At 72.7% G+C, this 16,339-nt stretch carries 20 protein-coding genes; 8 read left to right on the top strand and 12 right to left on the bottom strand.

The window, feature by feature from the left end; all coding sequences use genetic code 11:
* Positions 1-43: 43 nt before the first annotated feature.
* A complete protein-coding gene (locus ASD16_RS15675; RefSeq protein WP_235523345.1) occupies positions 44-841 on the top strand; it encodes a hypothetical protein in 798 nt (265 codons plus the stop codon).
* Here the strand turns inward: ASD16_RS15675 and ASD16_RS15670 are convergent.
* Positions 828-1,931: a GNAT family N-acetyltransferase gene (locus ASD16_RS15670; RefSeq protein WP_055919462.1), complete on the bottom strand. Its 1,104-nt coding sequence runs from the start codon at positions 1,929-1,931 to the stop codon at positions 828-830. The genes ASD16_RS15675 and ASD16_RS15670 overlap by 14 nt on opposite strands.
* Here ASD16_RS15670 and ASD16_RS15665 point away from each other — a divergent pair.
* Together ASD16_RS15665 and ASD16_RS15660 are read left to right on the top strand one after the other, a co-directional pair.
* On the top strand, positions 1,930-2,691 hold the full coding sequence (locus ASD16_RS15665; protein WP_369817988.1) for a hypothetical protein: 762 nt from the start codon (positions 1,930-1,932) through the stop codon (positions 2,689-2,691). The genes ASD16_RS15670 and ASD16_RS15665 overlap by 2 nt on opposite strands.
* A gap of 264 nt (positions 2,692-2,955) precedes the next feature.
* Complete coding sequence (locus tag ASD16_RS15660) at positions 2,956-4,203, top strand: Nramp family divalent metal transporter (protein ID WP_055919460.1); 1,248 nt, start codon at positions 2,956-2,958, stop codon at positions 4,201-4,203.
* 158 nt (positions 4,204-4,361) lie between these two features.
* Here ASD16_RS15660 and ASD16_RS15655 read toward each other — a convergent pair whose 3' ends face one another.
* The 6 genes from ASD16_RS15655 to ASD16_RS15630 form a co-directional block, all read right to left on the bottom strand.
* Positions 4,362-5,297 (bottom strand): hypothetical protein, encoded by a 936-nt coding sequence (locus ASD16_RS15655; protein ID WP_157453966.1) that lies wholly within the window; start codon positions 5,295-5,297, stop codon positions 4,362-4,364.
* Between the two features lie 174 nt (positions 5,298-5,471).
* On the bottom strand, positions 5,472-6,989 hold the full coding sequence (locus tag ASD16_RS22280; RefSeq protein WP_235523343.1) for an RNA polymerase sigma factor: 1,518 nt from the start codon (positions 6,987-6,989) through the stop codon (positions 5,472-5,474).
* Positions 6,986-7,213, bottom strand: a complete 228-nt coding sequence (locus ASD16_RS15645; protein WP_055919454.1) for a hypothetical protein — start codon at positions 7,211-7,213, stop codon at positions 6,986-6,988. The genes ASD16_RS22280 and ASD16_RS15645 overlap by 4 nt, the downstream gene beginning before the upstream one ends.
* Positions 7,210-7,608 carry a YciI family protein gene (locus tag ASD16_RS15640; protein ID WP_055919451.1) on the bottom strand — a complete coding sequence of 133 codons (399 nt, stop codon included), beginning with the start codon at positions 7,606-7,608 and terminating at the stop codon, positions 7,210-7,212. The genes ASD16_RS15645 and ASD16_RS15640 overlap by 4 nt, the downstream gene beginning before the upstream one ends.
* A gap of 78 nt (positions 7,609-7,686) precedes the next feature.
* Complete coding sequence (locus ASD16_RS15635; RefSeq protein ID WP_055919448.1) at positions 7,687-8,037, bottom strand: YciI family protein; 351 nt, start codon at positions 8,035-8,037, stop codon at positions 7,687-7,689.
* Positions 8,034-8,387: a YciI family protein gene (locus ASD16_RS15630; RefSeq protein WP_055919445.1), complete on the bottom strand. Its 354-nt coding sequence runs from the start codon at positions 8,385-8,387 to the stop codon at positions 8,034-8,036. The genes ASD16_RS15635 and ASD16_RS15630 overlap by 4 nt, the downstream gene beginning before the upstream one ends.
* A gap of 112 nt (positions 8,388-8,499) precedes the next feature.
* On the opposite strand from ASD16_RS15630, the gene ASD16_RS15625 reads away from it, so the two are divergent.
* The 4 genes from ASD16_RS15625 (at position 8,500) to ASD16_RS15610 (ending at position 10,898) form a co-directional block, all read left to right on the top strand.
* Positions 8,500-8,790 carry a helix-turn-helix transcriptional regulator gene (locus ASD16_RS15625; protein ID WP_235523341.1) on the top strand — a complete coding sequence of 97 codons (291 nt, stop codon included), beginning with the start codon at positions 8,500-8,502 and terminating at the stop codon, positions 8,788-8,790.
* Complete coding sequence (locus tag ASD16_RS15620) at positions 8,787-9,182, top strand: VOC family protein (RefSeq protein ID WP_369817987.1); 396 nt, start codon at positions 8,787-8,789, stop codon at positions 9,180-9,182. The genes ASD16_RS15625 and ASD16_RS15620 overlap by 4 nt, the downstream gene beginning before the upstream one ends.
* 161 nt (positions 9,183-9,343) lie before the next feature.
* Positions 9,344-10,051 (top strand): SDR family NAD(P)-dependent oxidoreductase, encoded by a 708-nt coding sequence (locus ASD16_RS15615; protein ID WP_055919439.1) that lies wholly within the window; start codon positions 9,344-9,346, stop codon positions 10,049-10,051.
* 130 nt (positions 10,052-10,181) lie between these two features.
* On the top strand, positions 10,182-10,898 hold the full coding sequence (locus tag ASD16_RS15610) for a PadR family transcriptional regulator (RefSeq protein WP_082570908.1): 717 nt from the start codon (positions 10,182-10,184) through the stop codon (positions 10,896-10,898).
* A gap of 57 nt (positions 10,899-10,955) precedes the next feature.
* Here ASD16_RS15610 and ASD16_RS15605 read toward each other — a convergent pair whose 3' ends face one another.
* From ASD16_RS15605 to ASD16_RS15595, 3 genes are all read right to left on the bottom strand, one after another.
* A complete protein-coding gene (locus ASD16_RS15605; protein ID WP_055919435.1) occupies positions 10,956-11,729 on the bottom strand; it encodes a DivIVA domain-containing protein in 774 nt (257 codons plus the stop codon).
* A gap of 64 nt (positions 11,730-11,793) precedes the next feature.
* Positions 11,794-12,510: a YqjF family protein gene (locus tag ASD16_RS15600; RefSeq protein ID WP_200942967.1), complete on the bottom strand. Its 717-nt coding sequence runs from the start codon at positions 12,508-12,510 to the stop codon at positions 11,794-11,796.
* Between the two features lie 113 nt (positions 12,511-12,623).
* The gene (locus ASD16_RS15595; RefSeq protein ID WP_055919432.1) at positions 12,624-13,358 is read right to left on the bottom strand and encodes a DUF4386 family protein; all 735 of its coding nucleotides are present in this window, start codon (positions 13,356-13,358) and stop codon (positions 12,624-12,626) included.
* A gap of 107 nt (positions 13,359-13,465) precedes the next feature.
* On the opposite strand from ASD16_RS15595, the gene ASD16_RS15590 reads away from it, so the two are divergent.
* Positions 13,466-14,188, top strand: coding sequence for a TetR/AcrR family transcriptional regulator (locus ASD16_RS15590; protein ID WP_055919429.1), 723 nt, complete (start codon positions 13,466-13,468; stop codon positions 14,186-14,188).
* Between the two features lie 160 nt (positions 14,189-14,348).
* Here ASD16_RS15590 and ASD16_RS15585 read toward each other — a convergent pair whose 3' ends face one another.
* Both ASD16_RS15585 and ASD16_RS15580 read right to left on the bottom strand, forming a co-directional pair.
* Entirely contained in the window at positions 14,349-15,401 is a 1,053-nt protein-coding gene (locus ASD16_RS15585; protein WP_055919426.1) for an NAD(P)-dependent alcohol dehydrogenase, read from the bottom strand.
* A gap of 39 nt (positions 15,402-15,440) precedes the next feature.
* Positions 15,441-16,262: an SDR family NAD(P)-dependent oxidoreductase gene (locus ASD16_RS15580; RefSeq protein WP_055919423.1), complete on the bottom strand. Its 822-nt coding sequence runs from the start codon at positions 16,260-16,262 to the stop codon at positions 15,441-15,443.
* Between the last annotated feature and the right edge of the window lie 77 nt (positions 16,263-16,339).

The raw sequence follows: 16,339 nt of genomic DNA, 5'->3' as shown, positions 1-16,339 counted from the left end.
TCGCGGTCGGCGGCCGACCGGGCTACGGTCGGAGGATCAGGTCGTGTGGACGAGCACCGAGGTGATGGCGATGACGCTGGAGCTCCGTGAGGTCGTGTCGGTCGACATCGCCGTACCGCTGTCGAAGGTCTGGGCCTCCCTGCGAGATCCGGCGCTGGTGCGCCGCTGGTACGGGTGGGACCACGACGGTCTGGACGCCGAGGTCCGCACGTTCGTCGACACGGCCGTCGAGACGCAGGACGTCGTCGGCGACGCGACCATCCACACGCTGAGCTGGCCGCACCACGACCGGCTCACCCTGCGGTCAGCCGCGCACGAGCCCCACCGCACGCACCTGACCGTCACCCGCCGCAGCCACGAGGGCATGGCCACGTTCGACGGCGTGCGCGACGAGAGGGACGAGGGCTGGATCGCGAACGCCCACCAGCTGCAGTTCGCGCTGACCGTCCACCCCGACCAGGAGCGGCGGACCCTGGCGACGTTCGGGCTGCCGTCCGGCGACCGCACCGACCGGCTGCTCGACCGCGCCGGGCTCGTCGGCATCCGCGGCGTGCCCGTCGGCGGTCACGTGCAGGCGCGCCGGCCCGACGGGACCCTGCTCGGCGGCACGCTCGTCTACGAGACACCGCTGCAGCTCGGCCTGCGGCTGCACGGGATCTCCGAGATGTTCCTGGTCCTCCTGGAGACCCCCGCCGCGCACACGCCGCCGCACGGCACGGTCGACGCGATCCTGTCCACGTACGGGCTCGACGACGAGACGTTCGAGCAGATCCGCGAGCGCTGGTCGCGCTGGTGGGAGATGGCTGTGCCGCGCGGGTCGTCCCGCGTCAGCTCAGCCTGAGCTGCCACTCCCCGGAACCGCCGGCCGGGCGGAAACCCAGCGCCACGTTGATGGAGAGCATCCAGGAGTTCTCCTCGGCGTTCCACGTCCCGACGCGCCGGATGGTGGGCCGCTCCGCCGCGAGGCGCTGCAGGTTCGCCGTCTTGACCAGCATCCCGAGGCGCTTGCCGCGGTGCTCCTTGATGACCAGCGTGTCGTCCTGGTGCACGAACTCGTCGCTGTTGGGGACCGCCATGAAGCACGTGAACGCCGCGAGCGTGTGCGTGGGGATGTGCTCGGCGGCCAGCACGAGCAGCTCGAGCTCCCGCTCCTGGTACTGCTGCTCCGTGACCCGGACCCGCTCGGCGTCCCAGACGTCCTCCTCGAGGTCGAGACCACCGAGTGGTGCGTCCGTGCTCATGCGCGTGTTCAGCACGGCGTACTCGTCCACCCACTCGTCGGGCGCGTGGCTGAGCCAGGTCACGAGGCGGTAGTCGGGTCCGGCGTGCGCCTCGGCCTCGGCGCGGTGCTTGGCGACGAGGTCCGCGTCGAAGGGCAGGTCGAACACCGAGTAGCGCTCGACCTGCTCCAGCGCGAAGCCTCGCTGTGCCAGGAACCGCGGACCGTCGTCGTCGGCCGTGACCCGACCGACGCCGGTCGTCGCGGCGAGCGTGCCCGGTCCCTCGGGTGGTTCGGCCCGCTGGTCGCTGGACGCCGTGACGGTGGTCCTGCCCGCCTCGCGAACCCGCGTGAGGACGGCGTCATAGAGGGAGGAGCCGACGCCCTGTCGCCGCGTCGCGGGTCGGACACCGATCTCGACCTGCGCCGTGTGCGTGTTGTCCTGCAGCGGGAGGTTCACCATCGCGTAGCCGAGCACACGGTCCGGGTCGGGGGAGTCGTGCTCGTCGTCGGCCACAGCGACCAGGCGAGGCTTGCTGATGTAGCGCTGGTCGTGCATCGACCCCAGGATCTCCGTGGCCGTGCGCTCGAAGTCGCGGTTGCCCCACGAGTCGAGCAGCACGTCGTTCATCGCGGCCGTGTACCCGTGCAGGAGCCACGCCCCCTCGGGCGTGTCCGTCACGGGCACCTCGCGGATCGACCACGTCGTCATGTCGTCCACGATCCGCCTGTCGCTCCGCGGTGGCGAGCCCTTTTTGCCGACGCGCGTCGCGGGCCTCTCCGGGGATGCGCTCACCTCCGACGACGGCTCGTCCCTGCGCCGTCGCTACTCTCACGAGATGGTGTGGTTGGAGATCGTCGGCTGGGCCGGCTCGCTGCTGGTCATCGTCTCGCTCACGCAGGCGCGCGTGCTGCGCTTCCGATGGCTGAACCTGGCCGGGGCCGTGATCGCCACGGTCTACAACACGATCGTCGGCATCTGGCCGTTCGCCGTGATGAACGGGGTCATCGCCGTCATCGACGTCTACTGGCTGTTCCGGCTGCACCGGGAGCGGCACGACGCACAGGTCTACGGCGTGCTCGAGGTCCCCGCCGACGACTCCGTCCTGCGCCACCTGCTCGACACCCACGCCCCCGACATCGCCCGGTTCCACCCCGCGTTCGTCGCCGCCGACCCTGCTCCGTCCGCCGCGTTCGTCGTCGTGCGCGGCGACGAGCTGGTCGGCGCCGTCGTGGTCCGGTCCGCCGGTGACGGGGTCGGCCGCGTGGACCTCGACTACGTCACGCCGCGGTACCGGGACTTCACGCCCGGCGAGTTCGTGTACCGGGACAGCGGCGTGTTCGCCGCGCACGGGTTCCGCCGCCTGGTGGTCGGTGGGGCACCCGCCCCCGAGTCGCGCGCGTACCTGGAGCGCGTCGGGTTCCGGTCGACGTCCGACGGCTGGGAGCGCGAGGTCCCGACGGCGGCCTGACCAGCGCGGCGTTGCCCCGCACCCGCGCGACGCCGCCGGCACACACCACGCCTCAGACCGACCTCGCCCTCGCAGCGGCTTGCCGCACACACGGCGTCCACTTCGACGCGTCACGTGGACCGCCAGCTTCGCCGCTCGCCGCGCATCGCCGTCCGGCACACCGGCGCCTCCGGTCGACCGCTCGTGGTCGCACCCCGCCGGGCCGCGAGTGTTCCGTATGTCCGCTAGCATGAGTTCGGACGTCCGAACTTCCTGAGGTGGCCCATGACCAGCAGCGCGACGGACGATGCCGTCCAGGTCGCTCCGCCCCGCCCGCGTCGCGCCCCGCTGCTGCTCGGTCCAGCGTTCGTCGCGGCCATCGCCTACGTCGACCCGGGCAACGTCGCCGCCAACCTGACCGCCGGCGCGCGGTACGGCTACCTGCTGCTCTGGGTGCTCGTCGCGGCGAACGCCATGGCCGTGCTCGTCCAGTACCAGTCGGCGAAGCTCGGCCTGGTCACCGGCGACTCCTTGCCGGGGGTGCTCGGGCAGCGGATGCGTCGCACCCCGCGGCTGGCGTTCTGGATGCAGGCCGAGGTGGTCGCGGCGGCCACCGACATCGCCGAGGTCGTCGGCGGCGCCATCGCCCTCCAGCTGCTGTTCGGCGTCCCCCTGCCGCTCGGCGGGCTGATCGTCGGCGTCGTGTCCCTGCTCCTGCTGGCCACCCAGAACCGGTACGGGCAGCGGCGGTTCGAGCACGTCATCATCGGGCTGCTCGCCGTCATCAGCGTCGGGTTCCTGGCGGGCCTGTTCGTCTCGCCACCCGACGCCCGCGGTGTGCTGTCCGGGCTGGTCCCGAGGTTCGACGGCACCGACTCCGTCCTGCTCGCCGCCTCGATGCTGGGCGCCACCGTGATGCCGCACGCCATCTACGTCCACTCGGCCCTCGCCCGCGACCGCCACGGCCGCACCACCGGCTCGACCCTCCGCGATGTCCTGCGGTCGACCCGCTGGGACGTCGGCATCGCGCTGGCCATCGCCGGCGCGGTGAACATCGGCCTCCTCCTGCTCGCCGCGTCGGGCCTGCGTGGCGTCCCCGGCACCGACTCGATCCCCGGCGCGTACGACGCCATCGCCGACGCGCTCGGCATCGGCATCGCGATCGCGTTCGCCGTCGGACTGCTCGCCTCGGGCCTGGCGTCCACCTCCGTCGGCGCCTACGCCGGCGCGACGATCATGGAGGGCCTGATCCACCGCCGGATCCCCCTGCTGGTCCGCCGCGTCGTCACCCTGATCCCGGCGATCATCCTGCTGGCCGTCGGCGCCGACGCCACCTGGACCCTGGTCCTCTCGCAGGTGGTGCTGAGCTTCGGCATCCCGTTCGCGGTCATCCCCCTGGTCGCACTGACCCGCAACCGCACCCTCATGGGCGCCCACCGCAACGGCCCCTGGCTCCACGCCACCCTGCTCCTGGTGGTGACGTTGGTGGTCGCCCTCAACCTCACCCTCCTGACCCTCCTACTCCTGAGCTGACAGGTCCCCTGCTCCGCCCACCCCTGGAATCCCCCACGCGCCCACATCCGCGCGTAGGCGAGATCGTGCGTTTGGCGCGAGATCGGGAGTCCGCACCCACGATCTCGGGTCGAAGCCACGATTTCGGCATTGGGGCGGGGGGCGTGGTGGCGTGGTGGTCAGCCGAGGTCGCGTCGTGGGCGGAGCGACGCCGCGACGGCGGGCGGGAGCAGTGCGGCGACGCGGCGAACGAGCAAGGCGGAGTCTCGGACGTCGTCGCGCGTGACCCGCAGCATCCGCCAGCCCTCCTCGACGACGGCGTCGTGGCGTCTCTTCTCGCGCATGAACTCCTCCGTGGACCGCCCCACGTACTTGGTCCGACCGTCGTACTCGAGCAGGACCTTCCACTCCTCCCAGCCGAGGTCGGCCCAGAACGTGCCGAGTCGCGTGGCCACGGGAATCTGTGTCTGCGGCACCGGAAGTCCCGCGCGCAGCAGCGTGAATCGGCAGGCGGACTCCCATGCCGACTCCGCGCCGCCGTCGGCGAGACGGAGGACCGCCATGCCGCGGGCCGACCCGCGTCCACGGGCGGCGGCTGCGGCGCGTGCCTCCAGGTCGGCCCTCTGCACCCCGGCACGCAGCGCCGCGTCGACGATCACCAGCCCACCCAGCGCCCGGAGGTACCTCGCGCAGTCCCACGCCGTCCGCCCGAGTGTCGTCGCGGGGATGCCGTCGAGGACGACCACGTCCTCGGGAAGTGGGAACGGGGTGTGCCTGACGATCTCCGACGAACGGTCCCCGCTGGCCGAGGAGCGCTGGAAGACGTGTGTCACTGCGGCCGCCTCCCACAGTGGCAGTCCGTGCAGAAGTGCGGCGGACGTGTGGCCGAAACAGGTCGCGCTGGCGAGGCGCGCGTGGAGGCCGACGATCCGCGCCAGGGCGTCGGCGCGCTTGTCGGGCGGCCCGTCGACCGGGACGTAGACGCCACGACCCACGCGTCGCCACTCCTCGGCGGCGAGGCGGGCTGCGACCGCGTGCCGGGGAGTGTCCCGGGCGAGGTGCACCACCGGCCGGTCCGGAGGTGTGGGGGCGATGGATCCGGGTCGTCGAGGCATCACCCGATCGTCGCCGTCCGGCTAGGCGTTCACCGACGCCACGCAGCCGAGCTGTGGACACCCCCATCTGCACCGATGGCCGTGGGCGGATCGGCGAGATCGTTCGTTCGGTGCCAGATCGTTGGTGCACACCCACGCGCTCGGGTCGAACCCACGACCTCGGCGACGAGCTGGCTACTCCGGCGGGGCAGGGGTGGGGGTGTCCAGGTCTGACAGGCGGGTCTCCAGGTGGGTGCGTTCGGTGGGGTTGGTGACCAGGGACAGGGCTGCTCGGTATGCCGCGGCGGCGGCGGTCGGGTTGCCGGCGCGGCGGAGGAGCTCGGCGCGGACGGCGGGGACGCGGTGATGGCGGGGGAGGGCGTCGTCGAGGCCGTCCAGCAGCTGCAGACCTGCGTCGGGGCCGAACGCCTCGGCCACGGCGACCGCTCGGGCCAGCCGGACGACCGGCGAGCCCGTGAGCGCTTCGAGCTGGGCGTACAGGTCGGCGATGACGGACCAGCGGGTGTCGGCGGCGGTCGGGGCGGTGGCGTGCTCGGCGGCGATCAGGGCCTGCAGCCGGTACTCCGTCGCGAGCCGCGACTGGTGCCCGGCCGGGGCAGGAGCGTCGCGAGCCACCGACGGACGTGGATCTGGGGGAGCACTCGGTCGCGACGGGAAAGGACGCGCGGTGGCGGGGGGCGTCGACGGGCCGGAGGCCGGGGTCGCGGGTGGTGCCGACGGGCCGGAGGTCGGGGTGGCGGGTGGTGTCGACGGGCCGGAGGTCGGGGTGGCGGGGGGTGTCGACGGGGCAGGAGGCTGCGTCTCGACGAGGGGCGGTGGGTCGCTGGAGGGTGTGCGCGGCGACAGGGACTCGAGGAGATCCACGCCTTCGGTGATCTCGTCGCGGTGCCAGCGGGTGCGGTCCTGGTCGGGGAGCAGGACGAGCGCGCCGGACGGGTCGAGGCGGGTGTCGCGGCGGGAGTGCTGCAGGAGCAGGAGGGCGAGCAGGGAGCGGACGACGGCGCGGTCGGGCAGGAGGGAGTCGAGGACGCGCAGGAGCCGGATGGCCTCGTCGCCGAGGTCGACGCGCAAGGGGACGTCGCCGACGCCGGGGTGGTAGCCGGAGGTGAAGGCGAGGTACACGACGGTCGCGACGACGTCGAGGCGCTCGTCGAGGCGCTCGGGCGCGGGGGTCGCGAAGGGGATGCCGGAGGACGCGAGGCGCTTCTTGGCGCGGGTCAGCCGGGCGGCCATGGTCGCCTCCTGGACGAGCAGGAGCCGACCGATCTCGGTGGTGGTGAGGCCGACGACGAACCGCAGGGTCAGGGCGACGCGGTCGTCGGGGGCGATGGCGGGGTGGCAGCAGGCAAAGATCAGCCGGAGCTGCTCGTCGGCCACGTGGGCGCCGGGGTCGACGACGGCCGCGGCCGCGGCACGCATCTCGTCGTCGACCACCATCAAGGGTTCCTTCTTCCGTTGGACCGCCTCCGAGCGGAGCCGGTCGAGCACGCGCCGGCGCGCGGCTGTGAGCAGCCACGCGCCGGTGTTCGTCGGGACGCCGTCGTCGGGCCAGTGCCGTGCGGCGGCCTCGAAGGCGTCGGAGACGGCGTCCTCGGCCAGGTCGGGGCGGGCGAACTGGCCGATGAGCAGGCCGATCAGGCGAGACCAGTGGGTCTGCCAGGCGTCGGCGAGGGCGTCGTCGGAAGCGGTCACGCGACGGGCCGCACCTCGAACGTGCCGACCGCGGGCAGCTGCTCCAGGACGACGTCGAGGTCGGGGGCGTCGATCACCTGGAGGCCGGTCAGCGCCGACGCGTGCCCGTCGAACGTCCCGTCACGCAGTGCGCGGTCCTGCACCGAGGTCGCCGTGTCCACGGAACCCAGTGTGATGCCGGCGGGCAGCACCGCGGGCCCGAACGCGAGGACGACGAACCTCACGACGCGGTCAGCGCGTCGGCGCCGTTCACCGGGACGCCGTCCTCGAACCGTTCGGTGGGCCGGATCTCGGCGGTCTCGCCGTTCAGGACGAGCGCGGACACCGCCTCGGTCAGCGCGTCCAGCGAGGTGCGGGCGACCAGGTAGAACCCAGCCACCTGCTCCGCGGTCTCGGCGTAGGGGCCGTCGGTGACGACGACTCCCGCGCGCCCGTCGGACCGCAGCGACCGCGCCCGGGTGGCCGCGCCGAGGGCCCTGGTGGCGACGATCTCCCACCCCTGGTCGGCGCAGTGCTGGTGGAACCCGCTGTGGGCGGCCCACGCGCGCGCGGACTCCTCGGCGGTGAGCGCGGCGGCGCGGGCGTCGTCGCGGTAGAGGATGACGGTGAACTCGGCCATGTCAGCTCCTGCTGGTCGGAGGACGTCTGGTGCGTCCCGCTGCCCCGATGACGGGCGGGACGCACCAGGATCGACAGATCACATCTGGGCGATCTCGCGGACCTCGATCGTGTACTCCGGGAGCAGCATCGCGTGCTTCAGGACGGCCTCCCGGTCGGGTGCGGTGACGAGGTAGAAACCGCCGAGCTGTTCGACGGTCTCGGCGAACGGGCCCTCGGTGATCTCGGCGTCGTCGCCGGTCCGCCGCAGGGTGACGGCCGTGGTCACCGACTGGAGCGCCTCGCTGGCCAGGAACGTCACGCCGAAGTCGGCGGCCCGGTCGTCGTAGTCGCCGTGCTGCCGGTAGTACTCGGCCTTCGTCGCCTCGTCGGCGTTGTCCCAGTCGCCCTCCGTGGCGTACATGAGGAGGACGAACGTCTTCGGGCTCATGCGTCGTGCACCACGACGGGTCGCAGCTCGGCGCCGCCGCCGTCGGTGAGCAGCAGCTTCCCGGTGAGCTCCGCGAGGCCCTGCGCGTCGTCGGTCTCGATGACGTAGTAGCCGCCGAGGTGCTCGGCCAGCTCGACGAACGGGCCCTCGGTGACGATGCCGTCGGGACGCACGGTGAGCGCGTTCTTCGAGAAGCCCAGCTCCTCACCGCCGAGGATCGTGTAGCCGCGCTCGGTGCAGGCGTCCGAGTACGCCTGGTGCTCGCCCATCACGCGCTCCTGGGTCTCGGGCGACGCGTTCTCCCAGAACCCCTCGTCGCCCCACAGCAGGACCATCCATCGGTCGGTCATGTCGTCATCTCCTTCGTCGGTCCCACCCTGCCGGTCAGGGCGATGACGCGCGAGGGTTCCGGAAATCGACAGTCCCTTGACAGGCAAGTGAATGCTTGCCTATACATGGTGCGTGGCAGCCGACGTCTTCAAGGCCCTGTCCGACGCCACCCGCCGCGCGATCCTCGACGAGCTGCAGGAGCGCGACGGGCAGTCGCTGTTCGAGCTGTGCACGCGGCTGACCATGCGGCACGGGCTGGGCTCCACCCGGCAGGCCGTCTCGCAGCACCTGGAGGTGCTCGAGGAGGCCGGCCTGGTGACCGTCCGCCGCGAGGGCCGATACAAGTTCCACCACCTCGACACCGGACCGCTGCGGCAGATCGCCACACGCTGGCCCGTCCCCGACGAAGGAGAGTCCCCATGATCCGCATCACCGTGACCAGCGTGTTCGTCGACGACCAGCAGAAGGCCCTCGACTTCTACACCGACGTCCTGGGGTTCGTCCTCAAGAACGACATCCCCCTCGGCGGCGACGACCGCTGGCTGACCGTCGTCTCCCCGGCCGTCCCGGACGGCGTCGAGCTCCTCCTCGAACCCAGCGGTCACCCGGCGGTCGGCCCGTACAAGGCGGCGCTGGTCGAGGACGGCATCCCCGCCACGTCGTTCGGCGTCGACGACGTCCAGGCGGAGTTCGAGCGGCTGACCGCGCTGGGCGTGCGCTTCGTGCAGGAGCCGACGGACCTGGGGCCGGTCATCGTCGCGGTGCTCGACGACACCTGCGGCAACCTGATCCAGCTCGCGCAGATGACGTCCTAGAGGCCGTCCGGCGGAGCGATCGACTCGCGGATCTCGGCGACCTCGCCGGTCCCGCGGATCGGCTCGCCGGCGAGCACGGTGAGCCCGTCGACGTCGTCGCGCCCCTGACGCGCGTGGCCGTCCCGATCGACAGAGCCGCACGCCGATGCTTCGGTGGACCGATGAGAACTGCGGTGGTGACGGGCGGCGGGACTGGCATCGGACGCGCGGTGGCGCGCAGGCTGGCGGCCGACGGGGACGACGTGGTGATAGTCGGTCGGCGTCGGGAGGTGCTCGAGGAGACCGCTGCGGGGACGATGCGCGTCGAGGTGGCAGACCTTCGCGACCCGGCCGAGGTGGCGGCGCTGGCGGAGCGGCTGGGTGCGGTCGACGTGCTGGTGCTCAACGCGGGTGGGTCCCTCGAGCCCCGCGACGACAGCCTGGCGGCGACGGCCGACCTGTGGGTCGACGAGTTCCGCCTGAACGTCCTGACCACCGTCCTGCTCGGAGAAGCGCTGCTGCCGGCGATGCCGCGACCGGGTGGGCGGATCATCGCGATGAGCTCGGTGGCCGCCCTGCGCGGCGCTGGGTCGTACGGCGCGGCCAAGGCGGCGATCAACTCGTGGGTCACCGGGACCGCCGCCCGGGTGGCGGCCGACGGGATCGCCGTCAACGCGGTCGCGCCCGGGTTCGTGCCTGACACCGAGTTCTGGGCCGGCCGGCTCGACGACGCCGAGTACGCGCGTCGGCTGGCACGCGTGCCGATGGGCCGGCCGGGGACGGTCGAGGAGGTCGCCGCGGCGGTCGCCTACCTGGCGTCGCCGGACGGTGGCTGGACCACAGGTCAGGTGCTCGGTGTGCACGGCGGGGCGGTGCTCGCGCGGCTCTGATTATCGCTAGGGGTTGTCAAAGATAGATCGACGATATATCTTTACGTCATCCGGTCGAGATCGCACGACCTCCCGGACGCCGCGGCCGAGCGACCCCGCCCCCGCGACCCACATCGTCAGGAGACACCTCATGCGACACCCACGTCACCCCTACGTCAGCACCACCACCGACCCGACCGCCGAGCGCGGCCGCACCCGCCGCCGTCGCGGCGACTTCCCCGACGCCCCCTACGAGGAGGGCTTCGACCCGCGCCGCGGCGGACCCCGCGGAGCGTTCCCGCACGAGCACCACGGCTTCGGCCCGGGCGGCCCGCGCGGCTTCGGCGGTCCTGGCTTCGGCCCGGGCGGCCGCGGTCGCGGTCCCGGCCGGCGTGCCGGACGCGGCGACATCCGCGCCGCGATCCTGCTGCTCCTGGCCGAGGAGCCGATGCACGGCTACCAGCTGATCCAGCAGATCGGCGAGCGGTCGGGCGGCACGTGGCGGCCCAGCCCGGGCGCCATCTACCCGGCGCTCAACCTCCTCGAGGACGAGGGCCTCATCGCCATCACCTCCGAGTCCGGCCGCAAGATGGCCACGCTCACCGAGGCGGGCGGCACGTACGTCACCGAGAACGCCGAGCAGCTGGGCAGCCCGTGGGAGGACGCCGCGAGCCGGCCGACCTCGCCGGGTCGCGCCCTGCGCGGGGCCCTCGAGGCACTCGGCGCGGCGGCCCACCAGGTCGCCCGCACGGGCACCGACCAGCAGGCGACCCAGGCGCTCGAGGTCCTCGACCGCGCGCGCCGGGACCTGTACCTCATCCTGGCCGGCGACCCGCAGTCGGTCCCGGACCCGAACCCGGAGGCCTGACCTCCGGATCTCCCACGAGGCACCCCACCGCTCAGGCGGTGGGGTGCCTCGTCGCGTTCACGCGAGCTGGTCGAGCACCGACACGACGAGCAACGACGCCGCCGCGATCAGCACGGTCGCCACGATCGGGTAGGCGTGCGCCCACGAGATCGCCTCCGGCCAGCGCCGCCGCACGTCCTTGGGCCGACCGAGCGTGGACCGGTCGCGCGTGACCGGGACACCGAGCGGCTCCCAGAGATCCTGCGGCGTCGAGCGCCTGAGCCGGACCCGGAGGCGGACGCTGCCTGCGTGGTCGAGGACGAAGGCGAAGTCGGCGACGCTGCTGGTGGTGCCGTTGTACTCGAGCCGGACGGTCAGCACCTGGGCGATGTCGGCGACCGCGAGCCGGCCCGGACGCAGCCACCGGGAACGCCAGGTGAGGCCGTCGCGAGCGACCGTGACGTGCCGGGCCGAGGCGCGCACGGCTCGTGGCGGCGTGACCGGTCGGGGATCGCCGTCGTACGGCTCCCCGACGAGCACCGTCCCGAGCACGTGGCGGACCATCTCGTGCCACGGCACCGGGGTCGCGGACTCGTCGTCGAGCACCTCGGCCGTCCGCGGGGACGCCAGCGTCACCCGCACCTCGTCGAGGAACGCGTCGACCTCGGCCATGTCGTAGCCCTCGCGCCACCGCGTCTGCCGGAGCCGGGCCGCGTCGACGTCGACGTCCCCGCCGGTCTCCAGCGCGTCGACGACGCGGTCGAGCAGGGTGCTGACGTCGACGCGGTCGTACCCGGGGCGGAGCCTCGTGGAGGCGAACCGCGTGCGCAGCACGTCGTCGATGGAGAGCATGGCGACGATGGTGCCGCATGCCCGCGATGAGCGGTGCCAGACGGGTGGGCGTGACCGACCTCCGCTACAGCGGCATCGCGAATCGTGCGTGCACGCCCGGCGAGTACAGCACGGAGTCGGGCGGTCGCGAGGCCACCCCGGGCAGCCCGCCCGCAGCGACGAGCTCGTCGTCCAGCGACACCAGCGCGGCCCGTCGCAACGGCCAGGGCTCGTGCTCGTTCGGCACGAACCGGGTCCGGCCGCGCAGGACGGTGTGCATGCCCCAGCGCGCGGTGAGGAAGTCGGCCAGCGGATCGTCGACGACCGCCTCGCGCGTCGGCCGGACCACGATCCGTGACGACGGGCGATCACCCGTGAGCCGGGTCGAGCGGTAGTCGATGGCGTCGTCGGCACGCCGGATCGACATGGTCGCCCACTGGTACGGCACGTTCATGACGGTCCGCGCGCCGAGCACCGTCAGCACCCGCGATGCCTCCAGCGACCGGAACAGCACGCCGCGCCGGCCCTCGTCGTCGACCGTGTAGAGCCGCACGTTGATCTCGGGGAAGTCACCGATGTACGGCAGCGCCGGGCCCGGGACGAGCGTGAACCGCTCCATCCGGAACGCGATGAGTCCCACCCAGGAGCTGCCGTCGAACTCGTCGGGCCGGGTGCCGGGCGGGAGCAGCGGCGCCACGACGTCGGACGGCACCCGCCAGTGCAGAAAGCTGACCCGCACCCAGTCCTGCGACAGGATCACGCGCCCACGCAGCGGGGGCGCGACGGTCTGGATCGGATCCACCCGCCCACCGTAGGCGCCCGCACCCGCCCCGGAACCCAGCACATCCGGCGCGAACCACCGAGTTCGGCTGCGGGGCGGGGCGGGGAGGCGGTGGCGGTCGGAGGGGCGGCGGGTCAGGCGGGGGTGGCGACGAGGGGGGCGGGCGTGCGCGACGGGGAGCGCAGCAGGGCCACGCCGAGGACCAGCAGGACCAGGTACCAGACGGAGTAGATCGACGAGCCGATCACGGTCAGCGGGTCCGAGGCCAGCCAGCCGGCGGGGACCAGCGTGACGGTCCAGGCGACCGCGACGACGGCCAGCGTCCGACGCAGCCAGGCGGGGGCGACGTCGGCGGCGCGCCAGGCGAGGATCGCGAGCCCGACAGCCCACACCCCCTGCAGCAGCCAGCCGAGGTTCTCGCCGAGCGCCCCTCCGGCGTAGGCGTTGATCAGCTCGTAGGTCGCGGCGGTGGCCTCCGTGGTCGCGGCGGAGGCGGTCGGGTCGAGGTAGCGCTCGGCGAGGCCGGGTACGACGAGCGGCCAGCGGATCCAGCCGAGGCTCTGGATGACCGGTGCGAGGACGCCGAACGCGGTGACGGTCAGGAGGACGGCGTCGGTGCCGCGGCTGCGGGCGAGCAGCAGGTGGAGCGCGATGACGCCGGGGATGAGGACGAGGCTGCCGGCCATCTGGAGCAGGAAGAGCGTCTGGACGGTCCCGGCGATCTCCGCGAACGCGGGGAGAACCTCGCTGGCGGGGGCGTCGAGGATGTCGGGCCAGCCGAACTGCACGCTCAGGCCGACGCTGGCGAGAAGGGCGAGGGTGCCGGAGGCGATGAGGGAGAAGGCGGCGGTGCGGCGGTCGCTGACCATGGGAGGCTCCTGACGGATGAAACGAGAACACTGTTCTCTCTTGTGTGAACAGTGTTCTCGCGAGTCGTCCGGAAGTCAAGAACAGTGTTCTCGTTTATGCTGCGCGGATGGCTGCCACCGTCCGCGAGCGCCGTCGTCAGGAGACGACCGACGCGATCCTGCGCTCCGCCCGCACGCACCTCGAGCAGGCCGGCGTCGAGGGGGTCACGCTGCGCGCTGTGGCTCGCGACCTCGACATCGCGGTGTCCGCGCTCTACCGGTACGTGGACAGTCGCGACGACCTGCTCACCGAGCTGCTGGTCGAGGCGTTCACCGAGCACGCCGACGCGGTGGACGCCGCCGTCGACGAGGCGCTCGCCGACGACGCCGAGGACGTCGCCGCCGCCATCGCCGCCGGGCTGCGCGCCTACCGGGCCTGGTCGGTGGCGCACCCGGCGCAGTTCGGCCTCGCGTTCGGCGCCCCGGTGCCCGGGTACCACGCACCTGCGGGCCGCACGATGGCGGTCGCCGTCCGGCCGGGCGGCCGGATCATGGGGCTCTTCGCGACGGCCCACGAGCGCGGCCTCGTCGACGAGGAGGTGCTGACCGCGCGGGCGGCGACCCTCGACGACGGCACCGCCGCCGGGTTCGACGCGCTGGCCGCCCGGCAGTCCTACCCGCTGCCCGCCCCGGCGATCGCGCTGGCGGTCGACGCGTTCGTCCGTGTGCACGGGTTCACGGTCATGGAGGTCTTCGGCCAGCTCCGGCCGCTGGTCATGCCGGCCGACGCGTACTACGAGCAGCTGCTCACGGAACTGGTGGCCTCCCTGGGCCTGTCCCGGGCGTCCTGACCGCGCGAGACCGTGGCTCCGGCACGAGATCGTTGGTTCGCCCCCACGATCTCGCGTCGAACCAACGATCTCGCGCGTGCGGGGGATGGCACGAGGCGGCGCTGTGCGACGAGCGCGGTAGTTGCAAGTGCGCCCTCGTCGGCTGCGTCCTCGTCTGAAGTCAGGCGGCCGGGATCGTCGACGTGTCGATGACGAAGCGGTACCGGACGTCGCTGTTCACCACGCGGTCGTAGGCCTTGTCGACGTCGTCGGCCGTGATCGTCTCGATGACCGAGCCGAGCCCGTGCTCGGCGCAGAAGTCGAGCATCTCCTGGGTCTCGCGGATGCCGCCGATGTTGGAGCCGGACAGGTTCCGACGCGCTGCGGTGAGCGAGAAGACGCGGAACGACTGCTTGTTCTCGGGCAGCCCGACGAACACCAGCGACCCCTCGAACCGGAGCAGCGACAGGTACGCGTCGACGTCGATGTCCGCGCCGACGGTGCTGATGATCAGGTCGAAGGACCGGCGCAGGTCCCGGAACGTCTGCCGGTCGCTCGTCGCGTAGTAGTGGTCGGCGCCCAGCGCGAGGCCGTCGGCCTGCTTGGACAGCGACTGGCTGAGCACGGTGACCTCGGCGCCGAGCGCGTGCGCGAGCTGGACGCCCATGTGCCCGAGCCCGCCCATGCCGACGATGGCGACCTTCTTGCCCGGACCCGCACCCCAGTGCCTCAGGGGCGAGTAGAGCGTGATCCCGGCGCACAGCAGCGGCGCGGCGACGTCGAGGGCGATTCCCGACGGGATGCGCAGCGCGTAGTTCTCGTCGACCACGATCTGCGTGGAGTAGCCGCCGTAGGTCGGCGACCCGTCGTACGACTTGCTGTTGTAGGTGCCGACGTTGCCCTTCAGGCAGAACTGCTCCTCGCCCGCGAGGCACATCTCGCACTCGCGGCAGGAGTCGACGAAGCACCCGACCCCGGCACGGTCACCGACGGCGTGCTTGGTGACAGCGGAGCCGACGGCGGAGATCGTCCCGGCGATCTCGTGGCCGGGGACCATCGGGAACCGCGCCCTGCCCCACTCCTCGCGCGCCTGGTGGATGTCGGAGTGGCAGATGCCGGCGAAGGCGATGTCGATGAGGACGTCGTGCTCGCCGAGCTCGCGGCGCTCGACGGTGCCGCGCTCGAACGGGGCGCCGGCGGACGGGGTGAGCAGCGCGGGAACGGTCAAGGACACAGTGATCTCCTCAGAGGCACGACGGGTGGGCTGGTCCCATCATGCGCCTGCGGCGATCCAGGCGCGTGTCATCGTCTGCACGGCGGTCCCGTCCAGGTCGGCCAGCTTGGTCCCCGCGAACGCGCGCGCGGTCGGCGACGTCTGCACGCGGACGGGCGGGTCCTCGTCCATGAGGAGCTCGACCAGGAGGGCGGCGACGTCGTCGCCGGACTGGGCGTGGGCGAACGCGCCCGCGGTCCGCTCGAGATAGGCGGCCAGCAGGGGCGCGTAGGGCCCGTCGTCGGACGGGGGTCGCCCGACGTTCGCGACGAACTCGCTGGCCACGGCGCCGGGCTCGACGATCACGACCCGCACACCCACCGCCGCGGCGACGGGCGCGAGGCTCTCGAGGAACCCCTCGACGGCGAACTTGGCGGCGCAGTACGCGTCGTTGAACGGCTGGCCGACGACGCCCCCGACGCTGGAGATCGTCAGCAGCCGCCCGCCGGACGCGCGCAGGTGCGGCAGCGCCGCCTGGGTCATGGCGACGACCCCGAAGAAGTTCAGCTCCATGCTCGCGCGGAACGCGTCCATGCCGAGGGTCTCGGCGGTGCCGACCTGCCCGGCGCCGGCGTTGTTGACCACCGCGTCCAGGGATCCGTGGTCGGCGACGACGGACGCGACCACGGCGTCGACGGCGGCGTGGTCGGTCACGTCCAGCGCACGGACGTCGAGCGGGAACCCGGCGCCGCGCTCGCGGAGGACCGAGTCCTTGGACAGGTCCCGCATCGTCGCGACGGTGGTCCAGCCGGCGTCCGCGGCGGCCAGCGCGGTCTCCAACCCGATGCCGGTGGAGGTGCCGGTGATGAGGACGGTGGGCATGAGGACCTCCGGGGACGGCTCGGGTGTGCGGTTCCATCCTCCGCCCGCACTCGTCGGTCCGCCCAGGCGTCGTGGGG

The sequence above is a fragment of the Cellulomonas sp. Root485 genome (genome assembly GCF_001426705.1).
Lineage (GTDB): Bacteria > Actinomycetota > Actinomycetes > Actinomycetales > Cellulomonadaceae > Cellulomonas.
Note: the sequence above shows the minus strand (reverse complement) of the source record. Positions and strands in the feature narration are given on the sequence as shown.

Excerpts from the sequence above, each read along its gene's own strand:
- ASD16_RS15580 (WP_055919423.1), bottom strand. The coding sequence starts at position 16,262 with ATGCCCACCGTCCTCATCACCGGCACCTCCACCGGCATCGGGTTGGAG.
- ASD16_RS15665 (WP_369817988.1), top strand. The coding sequence starts at position 1,930 with ATGTCGTCCACGATCCGCCTGTCGCTCCGCGGTGGCGAGCCCTTTTTG.
- ASD16_RS15640 (WP_055919451.1), bottom strand. The coding sequence starts at position 7,608 with ATGGCCGAGTTCACCGTCATCCTCTACCGCGACGACGCCCGCGCCGCC.
- ASD16_RS15670 (WP_055919462.1), bottom strand. The coding sequence starts at position 1,931 with ATGACGACGTGGTCGATCCGCGAGGTGCCCGTGACGGACACGCCCGAG.
- ASD16_RS15590 (WP_055919429.1), top strand. The coding sequence starts at position 13,466 with ATGGCTGCCACCGTCCGCGAGCGCCGTCGTCAGGAGACGACCGACGCG.
- ASD16_RS15630 (WP_055919445.1), bottom strand. The coding sequence starts at position 8,387 with ATGACCGACCGATGGATGGTCCTGCTGTGGGGCGACGAGGGGTTCTGG.
- ASD16_RS15655 (WP_157453966.1), bottom strand. The coding sequence starts at position 5,297 with ATGCCTCGACGACCCGGATCCATCGCCCCCACACCTCCGGACCGGCCG.
- ASD16_RS15610 (WP_082570908.1), top strand. The coding sequence starts at position 10,182 with ATGCGACACCCACGTCACCCCTACGTCAGCACCACCACCGACCCGACC.
- ASD16_RS15660 (WP_055919460.1), top strand. The coding sequence starts at position 2,956 with ATGACCAGCAGCGCGACGGACGATGCCGTCCAGGTCGCTCCGCCCCGC.
- ASD16_RS15615 (WP_055919439.1), top strand. The coding sequence starts at position 9,344 with ATGAGAACTGCGGTGGTGACGGGCGGCGGGACTGGCATCGGACGCGCG.
- ASD16_RS15605 (WP_055919435.1), bottom strand. The coding sequence starts at position 11,729 with ATGCTCTCCATCGACGACGTGCTGCGCACGCGGTTCGCCTCCACGAGG.
- ASD16_RS15595 (WP_055919432.1), bottom strand. The coding sequence starts at position 13,358 with ATGGTCAGCGACCGCCGCACCGCCGCCTTCTCCCTCATCGCCTCCGGC.
- ASD16_RS15635 (WP_055919448.1), bottom strand. The coding sequence starts at position 8,037 with ATGAGCCCGAAGACGTTCGTCCTCCTCATGTACGCCACGGAGGGCGAC.
- ASD16_RS15620 (WP_369817987.1), top strand. The coding sequence starts at position 8,787 with ATGATCCGCATCACCGTGACCAGCGTGTTCGTCGACGACCAGCAGAAG.